The sequence below is a fragment of the Cytobacillus sp. FSL M8-0252 genome (assembly GCF_038007345.1).
Lineage (GTDB): Bacteria > Bacillota > Bacilli > Bacillales > Cytobacillaceae > Cytobacillus > Cytobacillus kochii.
This window is the reverse complement of record NZ_JBBOWZ010000001.1, coordinates 2802903-2829031: the sequence shown is the minus strand read 5'-3', so window position 1 is coordinate 2829031 and position 26129 is coordinate 2802903. Positions and strand designations below refer to the sequence as shown.

Sequence of the window (26129 nt, the reverse complement as noted above, 5' to 3'; positions counted from 1 at the left end):
AACAGGAGGGTACGAAAATGAAATTTTCTGTGAAAAATCGTTCTACTACCATTCAGCATTTAACTAACAATGAGTATGATCTCGTTGTTATCGGTGGAGGTATTACAGGAGCTGGAATTGCCCTTGATGCTGTGACAAGAGGGATGAAAGTAGCTTTAATTGAAATGCAGGACTTTGCTGCAGGAACGTCAAGTCGCTCAACTAAACTTGTGCATGGTGGTCTACGTTATTTAAAACAATTAGAATTTCATGTCGTTTCTGAAGTAGGAAAAGAACGGGCGATTGTGTATGAAAACGGCCCTCATATTACAAAACCAGAATGGATGGTCTTACCTTTTTATCAAAAAGGAACTTTCGGGAAGTTCACAACATCAATTGGGTTGAAGGTCTATGATTTCCTTGCGGGAGTTAAAAGAGATGAAAGAAGAGAAATGTTAAATAAAGAAGAGGTGCTAATAAAAGAACCATTATTGAAAGAAGAAGGTTTACTTGGTGGTGGTCATTATGTGGAATACCGGACTGATGATGCACGGTTAACTATTGAAGTGATGAAAGAAGCCGCTCATCGAGGAGCAGATGTGATTAATTATGCTAAAGTAACTGATTTTGTTTATAGGGATGGAACGATTATTGGTGTTGAGGTGCAAGACCAACTAAGTAATGAGTCTTTTCAAGTTTTCGGAAAAAAATGCGTGAATGCAACCGGTCCTTGGGTGGAACAGCTTTTAGATAAAGATGAGCAAATGAAAAATAAATCTTTAAAACTAACAAAAGGTGTTCATATTGTCATCGATCATTCTATTTTCCCATTAGAGCAAGCTATTTACTTTGACAGTGAAGATGGTCGAATGATTTTTGCTATTCCAAGGGAAGGGAAAACCTATGTTGGAACGACCGATACCTTTTATAAAGGTGATCCTGTGCATCCTTCGATAACAGATGAAGATAGGCAATATTTACTGAACGCAATTAAAGGGATTTTTCCAAACGTGAAGGTGACAGAAGCAGATATCGAATCTAGTTGGTCAGGTGTGCGTCCACTTATTCATGAAGAAGGAAAGTCACCGTCAGAAATTTCGAGAAAAGATGAAATCTGGGTGTCAGAGCACGGTTTAATTACGATTGCTGGTGGTAAATTAACAGGTTACCGGAAAATGGCCGAGACAATTGTAGACAAAGTTTCGTTTATGTTAAAAGAAGAATATCAACTATTGTTTTCAAAAAGTATGACAAAACATCTACCGTTGTCAGGTGGAAGAGTAGGCGGAGCAAAATATTTCCCTACTTTTATTGAATCAAAGAAACAGGAAGGGATAAAAGCTGGATTAAATGGAGAAGAGTCTCTTTATCTCTTAAGGCGTTACGGTTCAAATGCGCCGGTTTTATTCTCTTTGGTTAAGCAATATCATAAAGGAGAGCATCTAATCCCACGAGTCTTATGGTTAGAGCTAAAATATGCAATTGAATATGAAATGGTTGTTTCGCCTGTAGACTTTTTTTTCCGCCGGACAGGCGCATTGTTGTTTAACATTAAGTGTGTGTTCACATATAAAAAGGCTATCATTGAGATCATGGAAGATGAGCTTGACTGGACAGTTGAACAAACACGATCATATACGAACGAACTAAATGAAGTAATTAAATGGGCGACAAACAAAGGGTGAAAAGATCGTGGGTGACGACGGGATATAGTGAGCCTCTCTCATATCCTGTCGTATAAAACCAATGAATTTGACATATATCTACCAAAGTACTATAATAGATTGTGGTATTTGAGATAGAAAGATAGTCGGTAGTCATACGGCTTTTCTTGATGTGAAAGTTACTCTTTAGAGTAAAGTTCGCTAAGCAAGGTTTATAATTAAGAACTATTTTGTGGACAACTTCATAAGTAAGTTGAAATTCTTCTTAAATCATCTTCTATTTACCCATAAATGAACTTTATATGGTTACTTCAATAATTAAACCCCAATATACAATTCAACAAAGAGTTACTTTTCTCAAGAACAAATGAAGATTTAACCTGATTCTCACTGGCGCAGCTTCGGGGTTGCAAGGATGGAAGAGAGGTAGGGCTTTCGTTGTTTTAGGTAAAGAACTTATTGAAATTTAATAATCTCAAATATAACCAGCGAACCGTCATTGAAGCGGTTCGCTTTTGATTTATTCTTTATAATAGAGATAAAGTCGTGTAGCGTTAATTAAGATAAATTCCCTTCATTTATGTAGTTCTCAGCATTACCTTTGATTCTCAACAAAAATTATGCAATAATCAACCAATAATCAAATGTAAAGTAATAAAATAGCCTATGACGTAAATTCAAAAAGGCGAACAATAAGCGTATTTTTTATTGAAACATATGTGTTTTCTGTTATAATAAAGAGGAAGCTGAAGAAATCGCAGTAACTGACGACATTGCGGAAATAACCGCTGGGGAGCTGCGTCTATGTTTAGCCGGTCGTCTGGGCAGAGGTAAGTTTTCCTTATCTCTTTTTTATTTCGGAGGGAATAGACATGGAAGAAAAAACGATACTAGACGGACAAAAAGTTTCGAAAGATGTAAAAGAAAACTTAAAAGAAAGAGTATTAAAATTATCGGCACAAGGAGTAACGCCTTGCCTAGCTACTATTTTAGTGGGAGATGATCCATCTTCTGCTACGTATGTACGTATGAAAGGTAACGCCTGTGAAAAACTGGGTATTTTATCAAAGAGAATACATCTAGATGCAAGTATTTCTACTGAAACACTCATAGAAACGATTCAGGATTTGAATAATGATAAAAATGTACATGGGATCCTATTGCAACATCCAGTACCTGCACATATAGATGAAAGAAAAGCATTTGAAGCGATTGACATCGAAAAGGATGTGGATGGTGTCACCAGTCTGGGCTATGGTCAAACAGCACTTGGTTTTGGTGTTTACCCATCTTGTACACCTGCTGCTATTATGGAAATTATTGATTTTTATGATATTCCTGTTGAAGGGAAAAATGCAGTTGTGGTTGGAAGAAGTCCTATTTTAGGTAAGCCTGTTTCTGCATTACTACTCAATCGTAATGCAACTGTAACGACTTGTCATTCTAAAACAAAGGATTTAAGTGAACATTTAAGCAAAGCTGATATTGTTGTTGCAGCTGTTGGGAAACCTAATTTTATTCAAGGAAGCTGGCTAAAAGAAGGGGCTGTTGTGTTAGACGCGGGATACAACCCAGGAAATATTGGCGATGCTCATTATGATAGCTGTTATGAAAAAGCATCTGCCATTACACCTGTCCCTGGTGGAGTGGGCCCTGTAACGATTTCTATGTTATTAAAACACACTGTAGCTTCCGCAGAGAAAACGGTTCAGTGAGAAATAACTATTGACATTTAGCGATAAAACAATGTATTATAAAATATACGCTGTAAAGTTCGTTATATATTATTTGGATAAGTGGTCGTAACTGCAAGAAATGTAGGCGATTGTACTCTTCATTTCTTTCAGTTACGGCCTTTTTAACTTCATAAGAAAATTAAAGTACGAGGCATTCCACTTTTCTCTATAAGCTTATATAATTATGACTTTTTAGTGATTATTTTTTGGAGGTATTATCATGAATAACGGTAAAGTAAAATGGTTTAACGCAGAAAAAGGTTTTGGTTTCATCGAGTCTCAAGAAGGACAAGACGTATTCGTACATTTCAGTGCGATTCAATCTGAAGGTTTCAAAACTCTTGAAGAAGGTCAAGAAGTTACTTTTGAAATCGTTGATGGCGACCGTGGCCCTCAAGCTGCAAACGTTGTAAAAGCATAATAATGCGGTGATGCATGGCCTTTCATGCATCACCTTTTTATGTGAACTACTCCCCAACCGTTCTTATACCGTTACAATGATTTTACTTTTATTGCTTATAAATTGATAAAAATTAATGGAAACTGGATACACTCATACTATAGATTATTTTGAAGTATGTTTGAAATACAAGGAGGATTTATCTTGGTAAAATTTTCGGATTTTGGTTTAAGTACAGAGCTAGAAAAAGCTCTTTCTAATATGGGTTTTGAAGAGCCAACACCTATTCAAGCACAATCACTACCAATCGCATTAGCTGGTGCGGATATGATTGGTCAAGCCCAAACAGGTACTGGTAAAACAACGGCATTTGGTGTCCCAATGTTAGAGAAAGTAACGAAAGAAGATGGCATTCAAGGTTTGGTTCTTGCTCCAACAAGGGAACTAGCTGTGCAAGTGGCTGAAGAATTAAATCGTATTGGACAAGTGAAAGGAATCAGAACTTTACCGATATATGGTGGTCAAGATATTGGTAGACAAATTCGCGCACTTAAAAATCGTCCGCAAATAATCGCTGCCACACCAGGCCGTCTAATTGATCATATTGAAAGAAGAACGATTCGTCTAAACAATATTAAATCAGTTGTTCTAGATGAAGCGGATGAAATGCTAAATATGGGCTTCATTGAAGATATTGAAAGAATTCTTGGTGAAATTGAGCATGAACGTCAAACGCTTCTTTTCTCAGCAACAATGCCTAGACGTATTCAAACTCTAGCTGAGAAGTTTATGAATGACCCACAAATTGTTCGTGTAAAAGCAAAAGAGTTAACAGTAAAAAATATTGAACAATCTTATATCGAAGTGCATGAAAAACAAAAATTTGATGTATTATGCAGCTTATTGGATATTCAATCTCCTGAACTTGCGATTGTATTTGGTAGAACGAAAAAACGCGTAGATGAAGTGGTAGAAGGATTAATTAAACGTGGATATTCTGCAGAAGGTATTCATGGTGATATTCCACAAGCGAAACGTGATCAAGTTATTCGTCGTTTTAAAGATCAAACAATCGATATTATGGTAGCAACAGATGTTGCCGCACGTGGACTAGATATTTCAGGCGTTTCACATGTCTATAACTTTGATATTCCTCAAGATCCTGAAAGCTATGTGCACCGTATTGGACGTACTGGGAGAGCTGGGAATAAAGGTTTAGCTGTTACATTTGTTTCTCCACGAGAAATCGATCACTTGAAAATTATTGAAAATGTAACAAAGACAAAAATGAAAAAAGAACCAGTGCCAACGTTTAAAGATGTTGTGGCAGGTAACCAACGTGTGACAATTAATCGTTTAATGAATACGATTGATAAGAATGACTACGATGAGTATAAGCGTATTGCAGAATCATTGTTAGAAGATACAGATTCAGTGACAGTATTGGCAGCAGCATTAAAATTATTAACAAAAGATCCAGATGTCACACCTGTAAAAATTACAGCTGTAGAGCCACTTCGTTCGAAAAAACCTAAAAATAGAGATGGACGTAACCGCAGTCGCTTTGGTGATCGTCCGAGATCTGGTGGAAGAGATCGTAAAGGGGGCGGACGTGACTATAAAGGTCGCGAAAGACGTCGTGTAAAAAATAATAAGGGCCGCGATTGATTAAAATAAAGTAAATTGTGGTATATTAGGAAATGCAGGAGATTATTCCTGTGAGTTTTTCAAATGTTTAGGAGGAAAAGAAAAAATGGCAACAGGTAAAGTAAAATGGTTTAACGCAGAAAAAGGATTTGGCTTCATTGAACAAGAAAGTGGAGATGACGTATTCGTACATTTCTCTGCAATTCAAACAGAAGGCTTTAAAACATTAGATGAAGGACAAGAAGTGTCTTTTGATATAGAAGAGGGGCAACGTGGACCTCAAGCTGTAAATGTGACAAAGCTATAATACAAATGTTCAATCAAAGAAAAAAGATCACTTCCATTGGGGAGTGATCTTTTTCTTTGATTCATGGTTATTAGTACTCCACCGCTGTATTTGAAGAGATTTATATAGAAACCCATTCAGATGGAAACGAATGTGATTGCCTATCTATGGTTTTTATTGAAATGATAATAATCCTGACTGCCACACTCTTTAAATCCGCACTTTTTATAAAGCATGAGTGCCCGGTTATTCTGAACCTCAACCTCTAGGTGAATGGAATAATGCCCTTCGTATTGTTCAATGATTTGACGCAATACTTCACTTCCTAACCCTTTACCTTGTTCATCGGGATGAATGGCGAAACCGTATATCCATAAATGATGATTCCTTATTTGAAGACGTATCTTACCGACTCTCTGATTGCCATCGCAAATGACTAGTAATTGATTATCTTGTTTATGTAAATTGAAATCACCATTGATCGCTTTAGCATCCTCTTCTGAAAGGTTAAAACATAGTTGATCGATTCGGTTGCAGAAAGTAGAGTCTGCTAATTCTGCGATTTTGAGATGAATATTTCGCTGCTCTTTTTTTGTCGGTTGGTCTCCTTCATAGACCATTTGATATTCTGTGTAAGCATACGGTTGTTTCCATGCAGACATAACGGTAGTACCCGTATGTGATTGACCTGGTATATTAATTAGTACTTCTTGATAGTGGTCAATCATCGGCAAAGCTTCTGTAAATAATGAAGAGAATATTCCTTTTCTACGATAATTAGGATGAACCATACCACATATTTCAAGTTTTGACCCGAATGGATAAAGTGCAACAAAACCGATAAGTTGACCATCAATAGAGTGCTTGTACAAAGGTGTTTCGGTTTGGGAATTTTCTATTATATCAAAGTTTAATTTAAGAATGATATCATCATGTTGTTCACAAATTTTTTGCAACTGATAGATCTCGTGAATATTCATATTCTTCACACTCCTTTAAGCTATTATATCTGTAAAAATTAAAATGAGAAGTTTCTTTTTTATTACGAAGGTAATAATAGGATAATACAGGTGTTTATGCTATCATCATATAGAGAAAGTGAGGGAGATGTATGCAATCATTTAGAGTACAATTCCATAAAGAAGATCAAGTAGATGAAATGAATGTAAACAAACTATCAGAGGAAGATTTTAATCGAATGACAGAAGGTGGAACAAGACACCTGTTTGAGTTAGATACGAATATTGGCTTTTTTGTTTACTTTGATGGTCTTAATAAGGATGGACAAGAGTCGTATATGGTTCTTCATTATGAAGGCGAAGAAGAAGAGCCAACCGCTTGTTACAGTTTTTCATTGCCGGATTTTTACCAGTTTGTTGCCTTGCATTTAAATGATCTAGAATTTAACGAAGAAGAGCAAGAGGATGAAGAAGTGTATGGTCCAATACATCACCTTGCCCATTTAATGTATCATATCATTGAAGAAGGTAAAGAAGTAGAGGAATAATCATAAAAATGCCTAGGAGCTAACCCTAGGCATTTTATGATTTATTCTTCATTTGCATTGAGATGTTGACTACAGAATTTAGTGATTAATATTTCTTCTTCTTCCTCTAATCCAAATTCCAAAATCTCTTCATTATTATTCTCTTGGAAGTGATAATTAAGTATCTTCATTTCGTCCTCACCTTTATAAAATAACACGCGCAAGCGAATACCTTGTTCTGAATATAATTCATCATCTTCATCAACATCAATATCTAAAAAGAATTCGTACCTCTCTCCAGACAGTATACCAGTTGGATCATTGATCTCTTCCACCGTATAACTAGAAATATGCAAATGTCTTCATCCTTTCTTTAAAGCAATCAGCGTCTCTATTATACACTTTTTCCACTATAATTCATACATAAAGGTTGTTTTTTATAGGACAACATGTTAAAGTGGAAGTTTCCTTGTTTTGACACGGATAAAAAAATGTGCTATACTAATATTTGTTAAGTAAAAAATATCACACACACTTGTTATAAAGGACCATACTGGTTTGGCATAGCGAGTGATTTTTATTTTTTTCGGATGATATGTTCTACCTTTAGGAGGTGCCTGATAATGGCAATGGGATTTGGAAGAAAGAACATGGAAGAAGTGAAGACTGAAGAGATTAAAATTTGGGAATGTTCCTCAGAAACATGTAATGCTTGGGTGAGAGACAACTTTAAAAGTACACCAAAATGCCCAATTTGTGAGAGTGAAATGGTAGCAACAACAAAAGAATTACAAGTAGTTAATAACAATAGTCTTTATAACAAATAATATTCTTCTGTTATTTTTTTGGCTTCCGTTAAGTCAAGGGTAATTGAATGAACAGGATAAGACGAGTGGTTGTTTGATAACCACTCTTTTTTATTTTATTTAAAAACTTTATCAATATAGGTTTATTTATTGTAAGAACGGGTATGTAGATATCTTAAGGGGGTGAAAAGACAGAATTTTTTAATAAATACAGTAAGTATTCATTTATATTAAAGGGGGATTTGATGGAGTTTATTGAAAACATTGTGAATATGAGTAATGAGGTATTATGGGGTTATGTTCTTATATTTGTGTTAGTGATTGCAGGGATGTTTTTTAGTATAAGAACAAAGTTTGTTCAAGTCAGGCATATTGGTGAGATGGTTAGGTTACTGTTTGTTAAAGAAACCGTTACAACAGAATCTAAAAAAACTATTTCGCCTTTACAAGCGTTTTTTGTTGGTGCAGGAACGAGAATAGGTACAGGTAATATCGCCGGAGTAGCTATTGCGATGGTATTAGGTGGTCCTGGAGCAATCTTTTGGATGTGGTTAATTGCAGTAATTGGTAGTGCTAGCTCATTTGTCGAAAATACGTTAGCGCAAACTTATAAGGTTAAGTCTAATGTAGGCTTCAAAGGCGGTCCAGCATATTATATCAAGAAGCAATTAAAACGTCCTTGGATGGCTGTGTTATTTTCCATTATGATTATCTTATCGTATGGTACGACATTCAACGCTGTACAAAGTAATACGATAGCTGTTGCAATGGAGAACTCATTTGGGATTCAGCCTGTTTATATTGGTATCATTCTTGTTTTCTTAACAGGATTAGTAGTATTTGGAGGAATTAAGCGAATAGCAGATATTTCTTCTTTAATCGTGCCGTTTATGGCTTTTGGTTATATTCTGTTAGCTTTATTCGCAGTTGCTTCAAATATTACTGAGTTACCAGCAATGTTTGCTCTTATTTTTAAAAGTGCATTCGGATTTGAGCAGGCTATTGGTGGAGGGATAGCTGCTGCTATTGTTAATGGCATTAAGCGCGGATTATTCTCCAATGGTGCAGGTATGGGGGGAGATCCGATTGCAGCTGCAACAGCGACTGTATCTCATCCAGTAAAACAAGGCTTTGTTCAGGCTTTAGGGGTATTATTTGATACTTTATTGGTTTGTTCTGCTACTGCTTTTATCATTTTATCCTCCGAAAGCTATGCTTCAGGCTTAACAGGTATCGAATTGACTCAAGCTGCGATGTCGGAACACTTTGGTACAATAGGTGGAATGTTTCTCGGTGTTGCTATTTTTTTATTTGCTTTTACTTCTATTATCGGATCATATTATTATGGTGAAGCAAACTTAAATTTCATTCATAAGAGTAAAGTATTTCATCATGCTTATAAGGTAGCCGCATTAGGAATGGTCATGTTTGGTGCAATTGCTAATTTAGAAATTGTTTGGGGAATGGCAGATTTAACAATGGGTATCATGGCGCTTGTCAATTTAACCGCCATTACGATGTTATCGCCTATCGTAGTTAAGCTGTTGAAAAACTATATGCAGCAACGGAAAGCGGGCTTGGAACCACAATTTTATCAAGAGGATATCCCTGGTCTAACAGGAGTAGAAGCTTGGCCTGTCAGAGAAAAGGAGAAAAGAAAGAAAGCAATGTAATCGAAATGAGCGAATCCTAATTTTTAGTGGTTCGCTCATTTTTTGCGTAAGTCAGCTAGTGGAGGAGGTGAGCCGATAATTGCGAATGTGCCTCGGACGCAATATGATTGAAATTGCTATCAATGTTAATTTCGCTTCAATTTAGCGTTAGGTTCTCGATTGTAATAAAAATAGCGGACTAAAGTCCGCTATTTTATTATTTCATCTCCCTACTTGGTAGGAAAGAATGCATTGCTATCTAAAATTAACTTTTAAACAAAAAGTCTGCTAATGCCGCTTGATTCTTCGTTAGATCAGCTAATGTATATTGATCTAGTACTTCTAAATACGCTTTTAATGCTTTATTTAATACATGTCTTAGACCACAAACAGGTGAAATGACACAATGATTGTTATTAGTATCAAAGCATTCAACTAAATGAAAATCTTCTTCGGTTTTTCTGACCACTTCACCAATATTAATTTCTTTAGGTGACATCGCTAAACGAATGCCGCCATTTCTTCCTCTTATCGTCTCAACATATTGATTTTTCCCTAATTGATAGATGACTTTCATCAGATGATTCTTAGAGATTTGATATGTGTCTGCAATTTCTTTAATATTTGTAAGCTGGTCTTTTTCAATTGTTGCTAAATATATGAGAACTCTTAATGAATAATCCGTGTAGTTGGTAAGACGCATTATGAATCACACCTTTTTTCTATTAATAGTTCTATTATACATATTGCTTGTTATGGAACCAATTGTGACAACTTTTTAAAAGATGTATTTAAAATATTGCTTTAAATTTGGAAACGGTATATTTTAAAGATGTATTTAAAATATTGCTTTAAAATTGAAGGGTGGAGATATTAATGTTAAAACAAGAGACGATTAAAATCATCAAATCAACCATACCCGTATTAGAAATTCATGGAACCGCTATCACCACGCATTTTTATAAACGATTATTTGCTGAACATCCTGAACTACTTAACATTTTCAATCATGCTAATCAAGAGAAGGGAAGACAGCCTAAAGCACTCGCTAATGTATTATTTCAAGCAGCTAACCATATTGAACATTTAGAAAATTTAGCGCCGGCAGTTGCTACAATTGCTCATAAGCATCGAAGCTTAGGGGTTAAGAAGGAGCACTACCCAATCGTCGGGGAACATCTATTAGCAGCGATAAAAGAAGTTCTAGGTGATGCAGCAACAGAAGACATTATTACGGCATGGGCAGAGGCTTATGGAGTGATTGCCGCTATCTTTATTTCCACAGAAGAAGAGCTATACAATGCATCAGCATGGGCTGGATTTAAATCTTTTAAAGTAGTAAATAAGGTACCTGAAAGTGATCTTATCACTTCTTTTTATATTGAGCCAAATGATGGTATGACTTTACCAACCCACCAACCTGGCCAGTATGTAACGATTCGGGTAAATATAGCTGGCGAAAAATACGACCATAACCGTCAATATAGCTTATCAGGAAAACCATCAGAAAAGACGTATCGTATATCTGTTAAAAGAGAAGAACATGGTAAAGTCTCTAACTGGTTACATGACCATGTGCAAATAGGAGACAGTTTGGATGTTAGTGCACCAGCTGGTGAATTTGTATTATCATCCCAAGCAGAGACACCAGTGGTATTCATCAGTGGTGGTGTTGGAACCACACCATTATTGAGTATGCTTCATGCTTTAGAAGGGACAAAGCGAGAAGTAAGTTTCCTTCATAGTTGTAAGAACAAAAACTTACATGCGTTTGGAGATGAAGTGAGGCCGTTGATAGCAGGAATTGAAAATGGGCGTTTCCTAGTAAAATATAGTGATGACGAGGGCAGATTAGATAGTGAGGATTTAAAGCAACATATTAGTGAGGAAGCAGAGTACTATCTATGTGGTCCTATCAATTTTATGGAAAATATGAAAGAACAATTATTGATGTTAGGTGTGGAAAATTCGCATATTCATCTTGAACTGTTTGGTCCAGCCGTTCCTCTAAAAGAAAAGATCAATATGTAAAAGAAGAGCTTTTGAAATATTTCAGTAGAAAAGAGATGAAAACTCATCTCTTTTCTGTTTATTCAATTTTGCCTTTTCCCTTTCAACTTACACGATTTAAATGAATAAATTAAAATCAATCCATTGTTAAGACCTTTCATCTCTTAGTAACCTTAATTGTATATTGTCGAGAAGTCCTTCATCAACAAATGAGTTCCTATCGAAATGTATAAAAAGGCTAAAATGTTAAAGAATATATTTATCAATTATGAGAGGTGAATCATATGGAAACAAAGAGGATAAAACAAATACTTTCATCATCGAGTGATGTAGAAGTTCAATACAATGGAACTTCTGTATGGATAGATAAGTTACATGAAGATGATAAAACAGTTACTGTTCATTTAAGAGGAATTCCTTTAGAAGAAAGAACAGAAGTAGATATTTCAGACCTTAATGAAGTGTAATTACAATTCAACATGTTAGAGTGTAGGTAGATACTGCTACCTACCTTTTTATTTATAGTGGAGAAATGAACCATATTTAAAATTTCTTTCACTTTACATAGGGTACCGGGGTATAATATAATATGTGTAAGGGAGGCGATTCAATGGGATATGAAGAAGATCAGGTAAGAGAAGAAACAATGTGCCTAGAGCATGCAGATAGACGAAGTCATCATTCAGATAAAGTAAAAAAGAATTTAGTCACTCGATTGAATCGTATCGAAGGACAAATTCGAGGTATTAAAGGTCTAATTGAAAAAGATACGTATTGTGATGATGTGATTACACAAATATCCGCAACACAATCTGCCTTAAATAGTGTCGCTAAGATTTTACTTGAAGGTCATTTAAAAGGGTGTGTCATTGATCGGATAAATGAAGGTGACGAAGAAGTGTTAGATGAATTTCTTATTACAATTCAAAAATTAATGAAAAAATAGGAGGATTTTAAACATGGAAAACGTAATTTTACATGTAGAAGGAATGTCTTGTGGTCACTGTGTGAAAGCGGTGGAAAGTAGTGTTGGTGAACTTAAAGGAGTAGACACGGTTAAAGTAGATTTAAATAGAAAAGAAGTTAAAGTTGCTTTTGATGCTTCATCTGTAAAGCTTGATCAAATTAAAGAAACAATTGATGATCAAGGTTATGAAGTTAAATCTTAATCGTGCAGCTTTGCACGATTTATTTTAAATGTTTATATAGGGTAGTAGGGTATAGTATTTAAAGAAAGGTGTGGTAGGAGCATATGTCTAATCAAGACGATTCTCACCAAAAAATTCATTTGCCAATTACGGGAATGACTTGTGCTGCCTGTTCTGCGCGAATCGAAAAAGGGTTAAGTAAAATGGATGGTGTAAACGAAGCGAATGTGAATCTCACTTCTGAAATAGCAACCATTTCCTATAACCCTCAAATAGTAGGAGAACATGCATTTCAGCAGAAGATTAAAGATCTAGGCTACGAAGTTGTTTTAGAGAAAGCTGAGTTTGATATTTCAGGAATGACTTGTGCTGCTTGTTCTGCGCGAATCGAAAAAGTTTTAAATAAACAGTCCGGTATTGCGCAGGCAAACGTGAACTTAGCTTTAGAAACAGGTACTGTAGAATACAATCCTGAACAGGTTTCAGTTGAAGAAATTATTGCAAAGGTAGATAAGATTGGGTATAGCGCTTCGCTAAAAACAACAGCCAGTGCAAATGCTGTGAGGGAACAGCATATTAAAAAGCAGCAAAAGAAATTTATCGCTGCTGCTATCCTTTCTCTACCATTACTTTGGACGATGGTTGGGCATTTTGAATTCACTTCATTCATTTTTCTACCAGATTTTTTAATGAACCCTTGGATACAGTTAATTTTGGCGACACCTGTACAATTTATTATCGGTTGGCAATTTTATACTAGTGCATATAAATCATTGAAATCTGGTAGCGCGAATATGGATGTACTTGTTGTATTAGGTACTTCTGCAGCTTACTTTTATAGTTTGTTTCTAACATTACAATCGATGAATGCAACACATGGTCATCATGTTGAGCTCTATTATGAAACGAGTGCGATTATTATTACCCTTATTTTGTTAGGGAAATTATTTGAAGCACGTGCAAAAGGAAGATCATCAGAAGCAATAAAAAAATTAATGAATTTAAAGGCTAAAAAAGCCGTTGTATTAAAAGAAGGGAAGGAAACCATTGTCCCTGTTGAGCAAGTAATGCAAGGCGATATGGTTATCATTAAGCCTGGTGACAGAATTCCTGTAGATGCAGTAATCATTGAAGGGCATTCAGCAGTTGACGAATCAATGTTAACAGGAGAAAGCGTGCCAGTTGATAAGAAAGCTGGTGATGAAGTAATAGGAGCAACTGTAAACAAAAATGGCCATTTAACAGTTGAAGCAACAAAGGTTGGAAAAGATTCAGCGCTTGCGCAAATTATTAAAGTAGTCGAGCAAGCACAAGGGTCAAAAGCACCTATTCAGCGGTTAGCCGATAAGATTTCGGGCATCTTTGTTCCCATTGTGGTAGCTATTGCCCTTGTTACCTTCTGTATATGGTTTCTTTTCTTGCAACCGGGTGATGTAGCTAGTGCGTTAGAAAAAATGATTGCTGTACTCGTCATTGCTTGTCCTTGTGCACTAGGATTAGCGACGCCTACTTCAATTATGGCAGGGTCTGGCCGTTCAGCCGAGATGGGTGTTTTATTTAAAGGTGGAGAGCATCTCGAGATGACACATGAAATTACAACTGTTGTGGTTGATAAAACAGGTACTGTTACAAATGGTCAGCCTGTATTAACCGATATCATAGTCGAGCCTGGAACAAATGAGGCCCATTTCCTTTCCATTGTTGCTGCGAGTGAGAAGTCATCTGAACACCCTCTTGCTGAAGCCATTGTGAAAGGGTTAGAGGAGAGAAATATAGAAAAAGTAAAAAGTGAATATTTCGAAGCGCTACCGGGTTATGGTATCTCTGCGAAAGTTACAGGAAAAGATGTACTGATTGGTACAGTTAGATTAATGGTAGAGAATGGGATAGACTCCTCTTGGTTCTCGAAACAAATGAAAGAATTAGAAGGTGAAGGAAAAACAGCTATGCTTGTGGCTATTAACGGTAGAGCAAAAGGCCTCCTTGCTGTAGCTGATACGATAAAAGATTCATCAAACGAAGCGATTCAAAGGCTACATGATATGGGGTTAGAAGTTATTATGATGACTGGAGATAACCAGTTAACCGCACAAGCCATTGCTAAAGAAGTAGGTATATCAAAAGTCATTGCAGAAGTCTTACCAGAAACGAAAGCAGAAGAAGTAAGAAAGCTACAAAGTCAAGGGAAAAAGGTAGCGATGGTAGGAGATGGTATTAACGATGCCCCAGCATTAGCAACTGCCGATATCGGCATGGCTATCGGTACAGGTACAGATATTGCCATGGAAGCAGGAGACATTACACTTATGCGTGGTGATCTAAATAGTATTGCTGATGCAATCATGATGAGTAAAAAAACCATTCGTAATATTAAACAGAATCTTTTTTGGGCGTTTGGCTATAATACAATCGGTATTCCTATTGCAGCTGCAGGTTTCTTAGCACCATGGTTAGCAGGTGCTGCGATGGCGTTTAGCTCTGTGTCCGTTGTATTAAATGCACTTCGTTTGCAACGTGTAAGATAAAAATAACAAGTTCCGTATGAATTTCTATAAAACATTCTATACAATAAACTGAATGAGAAAAACAAGCTAATTTAAATAGTTAGTTTGTTTTTCTATTTTTATAGAAGACATGAAGAAGATTGGTAAAAAAATTTTGTCCTTTAAGATAAATTATTTTCTTTTAATATGGAATATACCTTTAATTAATTTTTGCCCCACAACTTTAACACCATTGATTTATTTCAACAATTCTATGATTTTTTAATTTATTTACCAAAAAACTATTACTTTTCTGGTTTAAGCATACTCGTTTGAAGGTAAAAAAGTAGAGTTGGTCAGCTTGAACAATTTTTAATGGATTTCAAGACTTTTTTACACAAATAAGAAATGCTATTATTTATTATGGTCTTAAATTTACCGCTAAAAGAACGAAATGTATATTTTAGATTTAGATAAAAGAAATAAATTGTATTCTATGAAATGATGTGATATGATTACTCATACAATCTCAGATACAATATATAGTTATTTTTTTACTTCTCGACAACTACATATAGTAATTGGTTGAAGGAGTCCAAATGGACTTAAAATGGGAATCCGGATAAGCCGGAGCTGTACCCGCAACTGTAAGTGTGACGAAAAGAGGAAACCACTGTTCTTTTGAAAGAATGGGAAGGCTCTTAGTAGATTGATACACAAGCCAGGATACCTGCCTTCTTAATCAAAAGTTTCAATTCTTCGGGGCTTGAGAAGATGAAACGACAGTTGATGAAAAGAGTGTATTGTACACTTGTATTTATACTGTCGTTTGATCCGCTCAAGGTGTAACTGGGGCGGTTTTTTTTATGCCTAAATTTGATAGAAATAGTTTGAAGGAGGAAGGAATTTGAAAACAATGATTGATACGACAGTCAATTTTGAACAATTATATCAACAATTCAACAACTTACCAATTAGTGCGTTAGAAAAGCGTGCAGATCAATTAAATCACTTAGAGTTAGATAGTTTCTACGATCAGTTAATACTAGAATGTCTTTCTTACATAAATGTTAATGAACCTGATTGGACATATGTGGCTGCCCATTTATATTTAAAGAAGATTTATCAACAAGCAGCTGAGAACCGAGGGTACAGTGGTCAGGCTTATGGTGATTTTCATTCTTTAATTCAACAATTAAGTGATATTGATATTTATAGTCCTATTTTATTATCTAGTTATACAAAAGAAGAAATTGATGAATTAGGCAAAGAAATTGTCCCTGAAAGAGATCAGCTCTTTACTTATCTCGGGATCAAAATGCTTACGGATCGTTATGTAGCAAAAGATCGCCAAAAGAGGATTTTTGAATTGCCTCAAGAACGCTGGATGGTTATTGCAATGATTCTTATGCATCAAGAAGAAAAAAATCGGCTGCAATTAGTAAAAGAAGCTTACTGGGCAATGAGTAACTTATTTATGACCGTAGCTACACCAACTTTATCTAATGCAGGTAAGAATTGGGGACAACTATCTAGCTGCTTTATCGAAACAGTTGATGATAGTCTAGATTCAATTTATGACAGTAATACAGACATTGCTGCACTATCTAAAAATGGTGGTGGAATCGGCGTTTATTTAGGTAAGATTCGTAGTAGAGGTAGTATGATTAAAGGGTTCAAAGGCGCTTCATCTGGGGTGCTTCCATGGATGAAACAACTAAATAATACAGCTGTAAGTGTCGATCAACTTGGACAAAGACAAGGGGCAATTAGCGTTTATTTAGACGTTTGGCACAAGGATATCTTCTCTTTCCTTGATGCAAAGTTAAATAATGGTGATGAAAGATTACGTACACATGATTTATTTACCGGTGTATGTCTACCTGATTTATTCATGGAAAAAGTAGAAGAGCGTAGTAACTGGTATTTATTTGACCCACATGAGGTTCGACAAAAAATGGGCTTCTCACTAGAAGATTATTATGATGAAGAAGTTGGTGCAGGTACTTTTAGAATGAAATATCTAGAATGCGTCAATAATGAAGAGCTATCGAAGAAGGAAATTCCTGCTATCGATATTATGAAGTCTATCATGCGTAGTCAATTAGAAACTGGAACACCATTTATGTTCTATCGGGATGAAGTGAACCGTATGAATGCAAACGCACATGCAGGTATGATCTATTGTACAAATCTTTGTACTGAAATCGTTCAAAATCAAAGTGTAACAACAAGAGAAGAAGAGTATACAAAAGATGGTAAAATTGTCATCGAGAAAACACCTGGAGATTTCGTCGTATGTAACCTGTCTTCTATTAACCTTGCCAAAGCAGTGAATGAAGCAGTCATAGAACGATTGATTCCTATTCAAGTAAGAATGCTGGACAATGTAATTGATATTAATAAAATCCCTGTTATCCAAGGGCAGTTAACGAATAAAAAGTATCGCGCGATCGGCTTAGGTACTTTCGGCTGGCATCATTTATTAGCTACTAATAAGGTCGTTTGGGAAAGCCCTGAATCATTAGAATTTGCAGACCGACTTTACGAGAAAATTGCTTACTTAACAATTGAAAGTTCTATGAATCTAGCTGAGGAAAAGGGAGCCTACCCCGCATTCAATGGTTCAGATTGGCAAACAGGTGCCTATTTCGAAAAAAGAGATTACCTGAATGCTGATAGCGAACTTGATTGGCAAGGACTAATGGAAAAAGTGAGAGCAAAAGGAATTAGAAACGGCTATTTACAAGCGGTAGCACCAAATGCGTCAACTGCATTAATTGCAGGTAGTACACCGAGTATTGATCCAATCTTCAACAAGCAATACTCAGAGGAGAAAAAAGACTATCGTATTCCTGTAACTGCACCAGACCTAAACGCTCAAACTACGTGGTACTATAAATCTGCTTACCATATCGATCAAAAATGGAGCATTGCTCAAAATGCGAAACGTCAAAAGCATATTGACCAAGCAGTGTCATTTAATCTTTATATTAAAAATACGATTAAAGCAAAGGAATTATTAGATCTTCACGTATCGGCATGGAAAAACAGGCTGAAAACAACGTATTATTTACGTTCTACTTCCACAGATATTGAAGATTGTGAATCATGCTCTAGCTGATTTCACCGAGAGGAGAATGAAATAAATGAACACTTTAAATAAACGTCCCATTATGAATCATGAAGCACCAAACCGTTCAACAGGTATTATTAATGGAGAATGTTCGAACGTTTTAAACTGGGATGATGTAAGATTTTCCTGGGCTTACCCTAAATATAAAAAGATGTTATCTAATTTCTGGACACCATTTGAAATTAATATGTCTCAAGATATTAAGCAATTCCCTGAGTTATCTGAGGACGCACAAGAAGCCTTTTTAAAGATTATCGGTTTACTAGCGTTACTAGATAGCATTCAAACTGACTATGCTGGGAAGACAGCAGATTATTTAACAGATTCTAGTCTTTCAGCGTTAATGATTATTCTTGCACAACAAGAAGTTATTCATAATCACTCGTATTCTTATATTCTTTCTTCGATCGTTTCAAAAAGTAAGCAAGATGAGGTCTTCGATTATTGGCGTACAGAACCAACATTAAGAGAACGAAATGATTTTATTACAAATGGTTATAAAGATTTTGTAAAAGAACCGACGGCGGAAAATATGTTAAAATCAATCGTTTATGATGTAGTATTAGAAGGCTTATTCTTCTATTCCGGTTTCGCTTTCTTCTATTATTTAGCGAGAAATCAAAAAATGGTATCTACATCAACGATGATTAACTATATTAATCGTGATGAACAAATTCACGTTGATTTGTTTGTAAAAATCTTTAAAGAAATCTTAAACGAGCATCCTGAATTAAACACACCAGAATTGCAACAATTTGTAAAAGATACCTTTAGAAAAGCTGCAGATCTCGAAATTGAATGGGCACGTGAGGTAATCGGTGATAAAATGGATGGTATTCTTATTACTGACCTTGAAGCATACATCAAATTTTATGCCAATGTCCGCAGTAATCAATTAGGATTTGAACGACCGTTTGAAGGATTCCGTAAAAATCCACTCCGTTGGATTGTTGCTTATGAAGAGGTAGATCAAGGCAAATCTGATTTCTTCGAACAAAAATCAAGACAATATACAAAAGTGAATCAAGTCGATAATGGATTTGATGAATTATAAGTTTTATAATAAACCTTGCATATCATATGCAAGGTTTATTATTTCTTCTTAATAATTGAAGAAATGATAAGCTTTAAGAAGAAGAGGTGTTTCTTGTGAGAAAAATTTTAATTGTTGATGATGATCAACATGTTCGCTATTTAATGAAGGATAGTTTACAAAAAGAAGGCTATCACACCACTGAGGCAAAAGATGGACAGGATGCGATGGCAATATTAGAAACGGAAGTAGTCGATCTTGTTATTGCGGATATAATGATGCCGAACATGGATGGCTATCAACTAACAAAAACGATTCGTAGGGATTTTGACCTCCCGATTATCCTGCTTACGGCAAAGGGACAATTAGATGATAAAGCAAAGGGATTTTCAGTCGGTACAGATGATTATGTGGTAAAGCCATTTGAGCCGAAAGAGTTATTATTCCGTGTCAATGCTTTATTACGAAGATATGGTAAGGTAGGAACAACGAGTATCAAGCTCGACCGATTATATATCAATAAAAAAAGCTATGAAATTGAAGTGAGCAATAAAACCTATCTATTACCACTGAAGGAATTTGAGTTATTATATTTTCTGGCCGCTAACCAAAATAGAGTGTACAGTAGACAGCAATTAATTGAACAAATCTGGGGCATTGATTTTTCTGGGGATGAAAGGACCGTTGATGTACATATTAAACGTTTACGTAGCCGCTTATCTAAGTTAGAGGTGGATGTAATAATAAAAACGATTCGTGGTATCGGTTATTCATTGGAGATAGCCAAATGAAAACACTTTACTCAAAAATTGCTCTCACAACCATTTGTATTATGCTTCTAAGCAGTGTCATTTCATTTATTTTGAGCAATGCATATTATCAACAAACATTAAAGCCCAAAAACGATGCCAAAGTGACAGAAATGGCGAAAGCTACTATTACCTTCATGGAGGAGAATCCACAAATCAATAAGGAACTATATCTTACGCATATCAGCTCTTTTGGTTATCAAATATTTGTAACTGATGGTCTTGGAGAGGAATCTTTTTATGGAGCGGAGTATCGCGAACATAATTTAAGTAGTGCTGCTGTTCAACAAGTCTTGAATGGTCGGATTTATCACGGTATTAATCTCTTTCCACATGCTACATTTGTGACCGGTTTTTTTGCTAACGAACTTAAAAATACTGTCGGTGTACCATTTACTTATCAAGGAAGGGAGTATGCTCTTTTTCTCAGACCTGACATTTCCCTTTTATTTAGCGAAATGCACATTATGTTTGCTTGGTTATTGATTGGTATCCTCTTATTAAGTATTTTATTCGTGTTCATCAGTACAAAGTATATTGTAAAGCCGATTAGAAAGTTAAATGAAGCAACAACAGTAATTGCTAATGAAGAGTACAGTATTGAGTTACATACTAATAGAAAAGATGAAATTGGTTCTCTTACTCAAAGTTTTATGAAAATGACGAAAAAATTAGAAGCAGCAAATGAAATGCGCAAAGAATTTATTACAAATATCTCACATGATATTCAATCGCCTTTATCAAATATAAAAGGTTACTTACATCTTTTTAAGGAAAAGAAAAGAACAGATGAAGAAATGAATCAAATGACTATGATGGAAGAAGAAGTAACCCGTTTGTCTGTTTTAACAAATCAATTGTTATTATTATCTTCTATCGACTATAGGAAAGATATGGTGAATATCGTTTTATTTAATATGAGTGAACAAATAAAGTTAGTGATTAAACAATATCAGTGGCATTTAGAAGACAAAGGCATGATGCTAAGTTATTCATTGCCTGAATGTATGATCGAAGGGGACCCCTCCTTGCTTTATTCTGTTTGGGAAAATTTACTCACAAATAGCATTAAATATGGAAAGGAAAATGGGGATATTTCCATTATTCTTAAAGAAGAAGGGGGCTGGATAAAAGTACAATTTCAGGATAATGGTATTGGGATGAATCAGGAGGAAATGAAAAAGGTTTTCAATCGTTTTTATCGTTCCGACCTTTCTAGAAATCGTTCCATTGCTGGTTCTGGCTTAGGACTTTCCATTGTTTATTCAATCGTAGATCTTCACCAAGGAGAAGTGCGAGTTGAAAGTGAAGAAGGAGAAGGAACGATTTTTACAATTATGCTACCAAAACAATCGAATTAGTAAAACATTTCTATTGTAAACCATTGTTCATACTCCGTTCATATTCATTCTATAACCTTATTTTGTCAGTCATAAAAGGTGAGATAGGACATATGATGACAAAATAAAATCAAATGAATGAAGATGAAAAGGGTGAGTGTCAATTGAATAAATTTAGCAAAATATTACTCAGGTTTTCTGCTATCTTTGCAGTGATAGGTGCTTTTCTAGGATCACATATGGCCGGAGCAGGTAGTTATGCTTTCAAACCCATCCATGCTCATAGTTTAGTTGTTGGCTGGCTATCACTTTTCGCATGGGCGGTATATTATCAATTATTTACTCCAAAGATAAGATTCCTTGCAAAATTACATGTCACTAGTGCCATTATCGGCACCATTGGTTTAACAGCTGGAATGGCTATGTTTATCTTTAAGCTAGGTTTTATGCCAGAGATGATTAATACGGTTTTTTATATTGTTGGAGGAAGTATCCTATTGATTAGCTTTGTTCTTTTCTTATTACTTACTTTTACAAAACATGAAAGTGATATTAAAAAATAGCTTTCAGCTGTAGGTTTTAGAAAAAATAAATGACGCTTAGAAATTGATAGGTGGATGGTGAGTTCTTCTTGTTGACTTCATACCGATAGGGGTATAGAATATGAGGGTGAATATAACATCCTAGGGGGAAAAATGCTTACGTTTATTAGTATACTCTTAATCATTTTACTTTTGACTTTTATATATAGTAGATATTTGCCGGTATTAGGTGTGAAGGCACAAGTGTTACAAGACAATCATGATAGTGATGTTCGGATTGTTGATGTGAGAGACTATAATGAAAAAGTAGATCAGGCTCATCATCGTCTGCATATACCAATTGCTTATCTCCATCGCTTTTATCATGAAATCGATGGAAAGAGCGTACACGTTATTGCTTCATCAAAAATAGAAAAAAACATGAGCATTCGATTTCTTAGAAGAAAAGGATATAAGGTGTCAGGATACACACTATGCAATGAATGTTGAACAATATAAATATAGAAAAGTAGTGCCACAGATTAAGTAATCTGTGGTTTTTTGTTGAAATGTAATTTCATTTGTTTCTAAAACTGTAAGAAGAGTGATATAAGGGCGAATTCTTGCTTTTAGAAAAAGCCCCCAGAATAAAAATATCCTAAATGAGAGAATCGCTGCTCTCAGACGAAACCCCAAGAATGAGAGCGCCGTATAAGTAATAGTTCCTTTGCAAAACAGAAAATAACAGTTAATAACCACAGCTCAAATTTTGAATAACGCTGCAAAATAAAATCCTCTTCTACACACTACGCTCAAAAAAATACTTAAATACTCGTATTTTCTACATTAATTATTCTCTCATTTAGTTTTCTTAACTTTTCTTCATTCATTTGATACTGCATGATGAGTTGTTGTATGGCGAGCATATTTTCTTCAATTTTAAGGTGGTTGTCATTCAATGTATATTGTGTTCTTAAATGAAAATAGTCCTCTTCATTAGGTTGCTTTGATGGCTGTTTCAGATGCAGTATAGTATCTTGCAATAATCTCATTAAGTAAGGTGATGGTGTAAGCTCTTTCAAAGAAAGGTTTACAAGCTGGAATAAGTGGATGAACGCTTGTTTTAGGATATTTAAATGCCTTTCTTTCTGCCTTAGGTAAAATACATCCTTCCTAGAAAATTTATGAAAGCGCCATTCATCTTTTTGATATTGTATCAGCTGTTGGTAATGTGCTATTTCTTCCTCAATCTTTGCAATGACTTGTTTGATCTCGTTTCTGCTGCTATTTCCTTGTTTGATGTTGTTCGTCACATATACAAGAATATTTTCCATACGATTCATTAACTGAGTAGACGTTTTGCTTATTTTTAGTAAATAATTCGGGGGTAAAATAAATATATTTACACAAGTTGAAATTAATAAACCAAGTGTTGTACCTCCAAGTCTCATTAACAATGTTGCCATATAAGCTTCTTGGACAATTGATATCATGGCCATACCGGTTAAAGCGGCAACAAGTAGGCCATCTTCTAGTTTTAACTTCGTACATATCATCAAAGTGAAAACGGCTGTTAGAGCGTAAGCCAACGAACTATCTGAAAAGATAAAGGTAAATAAAACGGCGAAAGAAGCTGCAATAGAAGAAGCTTGAAATCTAGCTGGTGCTTTGCGAATGGATTCTTTCGCCGTAGGCTCAATCGTAACGAGAGCGGTAATGACTGCAAAGGTTGGTGGCCATGTAAATAGCTGACATAGAAATGCAGTAATAAAGACAGAAATGCCTGTTTTGAAAATTCGTCCTCCAAATAGTCTGATCATAGTTAGTATCCTCTTTCTATTTGCCTTACATTTATAATGAAGGAAGTTTAAGTAAACACACTGCATTAACAGAATGACCAATTGAACCTTTTTCAATCACAAGAAAGAAAAAAATATAAAAAAGAGAAGGCTCATTTGTAATTCCTCCTATCGGTATTTTGGGCAGTTATAGAGAAATTATTGCAAACAAGTAGATTTGAAATAAAAATGTCATACTATGTTCGCTTTTGTTTGGTTTTAATTGGTAAAACAGAGTATGGTATACTGAATAATAAGAATACTCTATTAATAGGGAGGGCAACTCTATGATTCAATTTCCAAAACCTGAGATGGATCAGTTTTTAAAAACGTTAAGCATTAATGATTTTGTCGTCAATTCCGATGAGTCCCAAGTTGTGTTTAGTACAAATTTAAATGGCTACTATAATTTATGGGCAATGAATTTGCCGCAACAATTTCCAGTTCAGTTAACATTCAAAAATCAAGTGTGCATGGGTCTCCTCTATGATAAAAATAGCAAGTTTATACTTGCGGGTTTTGATCATGATGGGGATGAGTGTGCGCAATATTATGCAGTCCATCCAAGTGGTGGGAAATTGAAACAACTAATCAATAATGAAAAAACGAGGAATTTTAATCCCTTATTATCAAAAGATAGCCAATATTTATATTATAGTTCGGGTAAAGATAATCCAACTTATTTAAATGTTTATAGATATCATATAGAAACGGAGAAAGAAGAACTTTTCCTAGAGGGTAAAGAAGGTATGACCTTTCTAGATAGTTGGAGTCCAAATGAAGAGAGTTATATTTCATCTACTGTATATGCCAATACGCATTCTCTCTCTTATGTACATACGGAAAGTGAAAAGCTTTGTTTAACTGAAAAAGAGGAAGAGGCGCATACTGTAACTGGATCTTTGTTTACTACGGAAGACACGATTTATTTGATCACCAACTTTAAAGAAAATTTCACTTATTTGACCGAATTTAATATCATGACAAAGCAATTTCGTAAAGTCATCGGGCTTGACCATGAAAGTTTCTCTTCCATTCATTATGATAAGCGTAATCACATCATCTATTTAACTTCCGAAAAAGGAGTGGAGGATTTTCTTTATGCTTATTCACTAGATCATAATACCTTACAAAAGATAGAAATCCCTTGTGATATCATTGAAAAATTAGTTGTTCATGACTCAGGAAATTTATATCTTTTAGGAAGAAGCGCTATTAAACCGCATAATATTTATCAATTCAAAAAGGGTGAAAAGTGGAAGCAGTTAACTGAATATCACGTACCAGGTGTGGAAGAATCAGAGCTTGTCGAGCCGACAACGATTTACTATCCTTCATTTGATGGTTTAGAAATTGAAGCATTATGGTTTGAAGCAAATAAAGAGGTAAATAATGGCGAAGTTATATTTTGGCCACATGGTGGACCCCAAGCAGCAGAGAGAAAATCTTTTCGTTCCTATTTTCAGTTCCTTATCAATCATGGATATAGCATCTTTGCCCCTAATTTTAGAGGGTCAACGGGTTATGGGCTGTCCTTTATGAAAATGGTAGAGGGTGATTGGGGAGATGGTCCTAGGTTAGATAATATAGCTGGTATAGAGTGGCTCATTGAAAAAGGTTATACAAAGAAAGGTGACATTCTATTAATGGGCGGAAGCTACGGCGGATATATGGCACTACTTTTACATGGTAGACATCCAGATTATTTTAAAGTGGTGGTCGATATCTTCGGACCTTCTAATTTATTTTCGTTTATAGAATCAGTTCCAGAAGATTGGAAACCGATTATGGATCAATGGGTTGGAAATCCCATAAAAGATAAGGAAAAACTCACTGAATATTCCCCTATTACTTATTTGGAAGCTATGACTAAACCGATGCTCGTTATTCAAGGAGCAAATGATCCCCGTGTAGTGAAAGAGGAATCTGATCAAATTGTGCAAGCATTGAGGGAAAAAGGACGTGAAGTTAAGTATATTTTATTACAAGATGAGGGACATGGATTTTCTAAAAAAGAAAATGAGCAGCTTGTGTTTGAAGAAGTTCTCTCTTTTTTTGATCAACACACAAAGAAAACCGCCGATACGAATAGTTAATCCACGTTCCAAGCTAGGAGGAAATATAGTGAAATTATTTCCTCTATTTTCTTACCATG

24 protein-coding genes and 2 riboswitches are annotated in these 26129 nt (G+C 35.3%); of the genes, 20 read left to right on the top strand and 4 right to left on the bottom strand.

Features of this window, described 5'->3' with window-relative positions; genetic code table 11:
• Positions 1–17 precede the first annotated feature (17 nt).
• The 5 genes from MKX83_RS14180 (at position 18) to MKX83_RS14160 (ending at position 5733) form a co-directional block, all read left to right on the top strand.
• On the top strand, positions 18–1664 hold the full coding sequence (locus MKX83_RS14180; protein WP_095372949.1) for a glycerol-3-phosphate dehydrogenase/oxidase: 1647 nt from the start codon (positions 18–20) through the stop codon (positions 1662–1664).
• 729 nt (positions 1665–2393) lie between these two features.
• Positions 2394–2476: riboswitch (ZMP/ZTP riboswitch) on the top strand.
• A gap of 39 nt (positions 2477–2515) precedes the next feature.
• Entirely contained in the window at positions 2516–3358 is an 843-nt protein-coding gene (locus MKX83_RS14175) for a bifunctional 5,10-methylenetetrahydrofolate dehydrogenase/5,10-methenyltetrahydrofolate cyclohydrolase (protein ID WP_095372950.1), read from the top strand.
• A gap of 241 nt (positions 3359–3599) precedes the next feature.
• Positions 3600–3800 (top strand): cold-shock protein, encoded by a 201-nt coding sequence (locus tag MKX83_RS14170; RefSeq protein WP_095372951.1) that lies wholly within the window; start codon positions 3600–3602, stop codon positions 3798–3800.
• 183 nt (positions 3801–3983) lie between these two features.
• Positions 3984–5447: a DEAD/DEAH box helicase gene (locus tag MKX83_RS14165; RefSeq protein ID WP_095372952.1), complete on the top strand. Its 1464-nt coding sequence runs from the start codon at positions 3984–3986 to the stop codon at positions 5445–5447.
• Positions 5448–5532: 85 nt separating this feature from the next.
• Complete coding sequence (locus tag MKX83_RS14160) at positions 5533–5733, top strand: cold-shock protein (protein WP_095372953.1); 201 nt, start codon at positions 5533–5535, stop codon at positions 5731–5733.
• A 140-nt stretch (positions 5734–5873) separates the two neighbouring features.
• Here the strand turns inward: MKX83_RS14160 and MKX83_RS14155 are convergent, their stop codons facing one another.
• A complete protein-coding gene (locus MKX83_RS14155) occupies positions 5874–6692 on the bottom strand; it encodes a GNAT family N-acetyltransferase (RefSeq protein WP_341055942.1) in 819 nt (272 codons plus the stop codon).
• A 131-nt stretch (positions 6693–6823) separates the two neighbouring features.
• Here MKX83_RS14155 and MKX83_RS14150 point away from each other — a divergent pair, with 131 nt between their 5' ends.
• Positions 6824–7219 (top strand): cytosolic protein, encoded by a 396-nt coding sequence (locus tag MKX83_RS14150; protein ID WP_095372955.1) that lies wholly within the window; start codon positions 6824–6826, stop codon positions 7217–7219.
• A 41-nt stretch (positions 7220–7260) separates the two neighbouring features.
• Here MKX83_RS14150 and MKX83_RS14145 read toward each other — a convergent pair whose 3' ends face one another.
• Positions 7261–7554: a DUF6509 family protein gene (locus MKX83_RS14145; RefSeq protein WP_095372956.1), complete on the bottom strand. Its 294-nt coding sequence runs from the start codon at positions 7552–7554 to the stop codon at positions 7261–7263.
• A 267-nt stretch (positions 7555–7821) separates the two neighbouring features.
• Between MKX83_RS14145 and MKX83_RS14140 the strand changes: the two genes are divergently transcribed.
• The gene (locus MKX83_RS14140; protein WP_095372957.1) at positions 7822–8025 is read left to right on the top strand and encodes a cold-inducible protein YdjO-related protein; all 204 of its coding nucleotides are present in this window, start codon (positions 7822–7824) and stop codon (positions 8023–8025) included.
• A gap of 224 nt (positions 8026–8249) precedes the next feature.
• Entirely contained in the window at positions 8250–9677 is a 1428-nt protein-coding gene (locus tag MKX83_RS14135) for an alanine/glycine:cation symporter family protein (RefSeq protein WP_095372958.1), read from the top strand.
• A gap of 244 nt (positions 9678–9921) precedes the next feature.
• On the opposite strand, the gene MKX83_RS14130 is transcribed toward MKX83_RS14135, so the two are convergent.
• Positions 9922–10359, bottom strand: a complete 438-nt coding sequence (locus tag MKX83_RS14130; RefSeq protein ID WP_095372959.1) for an Rrf2 family transcriptional regulator — start codon at positions 10357–10359, stop codon at positions 9922–9924.
• A 173-nt stretch (positions 10360–10532) separates the two neighbouring features.
• Here MKX83_RS14130 and hmpA point away from each other — a divergent pair, with 173 nt between their 5' ends.
• The 11 genes from hmpA (at position 10533) to MKX83_RS14075 (ending at position 22646) form a co-directional block, all read left to right on the top strand.
• Positions 10533–11687 (top strand): NO-inducible flavohemoprotein, encoded by a 1155-nt coding sequence (gene hmpA / locus MKX83_RS14125; RefSeq protein WP_341055939.1) that lies wholly within the window; start codon positions 10533–10535, stop codon positions 11685–11687.
• Positions 11688–11950: 263 nt separating this feature from the next.
• On the top strand, positions 11951–12133 hold the full coding sequence (locus MKX83_RS14120; protein ID WP_095372961.1) for an H-type small acid-soluble spore protein: 183 nt from the start codon (positions 11951–11953) through the stop codon (positions 12131–12133).
• Between the two features lie 143 nt (positions 12134–12276).
• Positions 12277–12612, top strand: coding sequence for a metal-sensitive transcriptional regulator (locus MKX83_RS14115; protein WP_095372962.1), 336 nt, complete (start codon positions 12277–12279; stop codon positions 12610–12612).
• 13 nt (positions 12613–12625) lie between these two features.
• Positions 12626–12835, top strand: a complete 210-nt coding sequence (gene copZ / locus MKX83_RS14110; protein WP_095372963.1) for a copper chaperone CopZ — start codon at positions 12626–12628, stop codon at positions 12833–12835.
• Positions 12836–12918: 83 nt separating this feature from the next.
• A complete protein-coding gene (locus MKX83_RS14105; RefSeq protein WP_341055938.1) occupies positions 12919–15339 on the top strand; it encodes a heavy metal translocating P-type ATPase in 2421 nt (806 codons plus the stop codon).
• Positions 15340–15871: 532 nt separating this feature from the next.
• Positions 15872–16049: riboswitch (cobalamin riboswitch) on the top strand.
• 164 nt (positions 16050–16213) lie between these two features.
• Positions 16214–18421, top strand: a complete 2208-nt coding sequence (locus tag MKX83_RS14100) for a ribonucleoside-diphosphate reductase subunit alpha (RefSeq protein ID WP_307313745.1) — start codon at positions 16214–16216, stop codon at positions 18419–18421.
• Between the two features lie 25 nt (positions 18422–18446).
• Positions 18447–19487, top strand: a complete 1041-nt coding sequence (locus MKX83_RS14095) for a ribonucleotide-diphosphate reductase subunit beta (RefSeq protein ID WP_095372965.1) — start codon at positions 18447–18449, stop codon at positions 19485–19487.
• 95 nt (positions 19488–19582) lie between these two features.
• A complete protein-coding gene (locus MKX83_RS14090; protein WP_322909497.1) occupies positions 19583–20257 on the top strand; it encodes a response regulator transcription factor in 675 nt (224 codons plus the stop codon).
• Positions 20254–21636, top strand: a complete 1383-nt coding sequence (locus MKX83_RS14085) for a HAMP domain-containing sensor histidine kinase (RefSeq protein ID WP_341051411.1) — start codon at positions 20254–20256, stop codon at positions 21634–21636. Before MKX83_RS14090 ends, MKX83_RS14085 begins: the two co-directional genes overlap by 4 nt.
• 143 nt (positions 21637–21779) lie before the next feature.
• On the top strand, positions 21780–22178 hold the full coding sequence (locus tag MKX83_RS14080) for a hypothetical protein (protein WP_341055935.1): 399 nt from the start codon (positions 21780–21782) through the stop codon (positions 22176–22178).
• Between the two features lie 132 nt (positions 22179–22310).
• Positions 22311–22646 (top strand): hypothetical protein, encoded by a 336-nt coding sequence (locus tag MKX83_RS14075; protein WP_095372968.1) that lies wholly within the window; start codon positions 22311–22313, stop codon positions 22644–22646.
• Positions 22647–22960: 314 nt separating this feature from the next.
• Here the strand turns inward: MKX83_RS14075 and MKX83_RS14070 are convergent, their stop codons facing one another.
• Positions 22961–23956: an aromatic acid exporter family protein gene (locus MKX83_RS14070; protein ID WP_157733956.1), complete on the bottom strand. Its 996-nt coding sequence runs from the start codon at positions 23954–23956 to the stop codon at positions 22961–22963.
• 305 nt (positions 23957–24261) lie between these two features.
• On the opposite strand from MKX83_RS14070, the gene MKX83_RS14065 reads away from it, so the two are divergent.
• Positions 24262–26070, top strand: a complete 1809-nt coding sequence (locus MKX83_RS14065) for a S9 family peptidase (protein WP_341055933.1) — start codon at positions 24262–24264, stop codon at positions 26068–26070.
• Positions 26071–26129 lie beyond the last annotated feature (59 nt).

What these genes read in the sequence shown, in the direction of transcription:
- MKX83_RS14180 (WP_095372949.1), top strand. Translation starts at nt 18, where the DNA reads ATGAAATTTTCTGTGAAAAATCGTTCTACTACCATTCAGCATTTAACT.
- MKX83_RS14160 (WP_095372953.1), top strand. Translation starts at nt 5,533, where the DNA reads ATGGCAACAGGTAAAGTAAAATGGTTTAACGCAGAAAAAGGATTTGGC.
- MKX83_RS14150 (WP_095372955.1), top strand. Translation starts at nt 6,824, where the DNA reads ATGCAATCATTTAGAGTACAATTCCATAAAGAAGATCAAGTAGATGAA.
- MKX83_RS14100 (WP_307313745.1), top strand. Translation starts at nt 16,214, where the DNA reads ATGATTGATACGACAGTCAATTTTGAACAATTATATCAACAATTCAAC.
- MKX83_RS14065 (WP_341055933.1), top strand. Translation starts at nt 24,262, where the DNA reads ATGATTCAATTTCCAAAACCTGAGATGGATCAGTTTTTAAAAACGTTA.
- MKX83_RS14120 (WP_095372961.1), top strand. Translation starts at nt 11,951, where the DNA reads ATGGAAACAAAGAGGATAAAACAAATACTTTCATCATCGAGTGATGTA.
- MKX83_RS14070 (WP_157733956.1), bottom strand. Translation starts at nt 23,956, where the DNA reads ATGATCAGACTATTTGGAGGACGAATTTTCAAAACAGGCATTTCTGTC.
- MKX83_RS14135 (WP_095372958.1), top strand. Translation starts at nt 8,250, where the DNA reads ATGGAGTTTATTGAAAACATTGTGAATATGAGTAATGAGGTATTATGG.
- MKX83_RS14140 (WP_095372957.1), top strand. Translation starts at nt 7,822, where the DNA reads ATGGCAATGGGATTTGGAAGAAAGAACATGGAAGAAGTGAAGACTGAA.
- MKX83_RS14175 (WP_095372950.1), top strand. Translation starts at nt 2,516, where the DNA reads ATGGAAGAAAAAACGATACTAGACGGACAAAAAGTTTCGAAAGATGTA.
- MKX83_RS14115 (WP_095372962.1), top strand. Translation starts at nt 12,277, where the DNA reads ATGGGATATGAAGAAGATCAGGTAAGAGAAGAAACAATGTGCCTAGAG.
- copZ (WP_095372963.1), top strand. Translation starts at nt 12,626, where the DNA reads ATGGAAAACGTAATTTTACATGTAGAAGGAATGTCTTGTGGTCACTGT.
- hmpA (WP_341055939.1), top strand. Translation starts at nt 10,533, where the DNA reads ATGTTAAAACAAGAGACGATTAAAATCATCAAATCAACCATACCCGTA.
- MKX83_RS14075 (WP_095372968.1), top strand. Translation starts at nt 22,311, where the DNA reads ATGCTTACGTTTATTAGTATACTCTTAATCATTTTACTTTTGACTTTT.
- MKX83_RS14130 (WP_095372959.1), bottom strand. Translation starts at nt 10,359, where the DNA reads ATGCGTCTTACCAACTACACGGATTATTCATTAAGAGTTCTCATATAT.
- MKX83_RS14085 (WP_341051411.1), top strand. Translation starts at nt 20,254, where the DNA reads ATGAAAACACTTTACTCAAAAATTGCTCTCACAACCATTTGTATTATG.
- MKX83_RS14095 (WP_095372965.1), top strand. Translation starts at nt 18,447, where the DNA reads ATGAACACTTTAAATAAACGTCCCATTATGAATCATGAAGCACCAAAC.
- MKX83_RS14155 (WP_341055942.1), bottom strand. Translation starts at nt 6,692, where the DNA reads ATGAATATTCACGAGATCTATCAGTTGCAAAAAATTTGTGAACAACAT.
- MKX83_RS14170 (WP_095372951.1), top strand. Translation starts at nt 3,600, where the DNA reads ATGAATAACGGTAAAGTAAAATGGTTTAACGCAGAAAAAGGTTTTGGT.
- MKX83_RS14105 (WP_341055938.1), top strand. Translation starts at nt 12,919, where the DNA reads ATGTCTAATCAAGACGATTCTCACCAAAAAATTCATTTGCCAATTACG.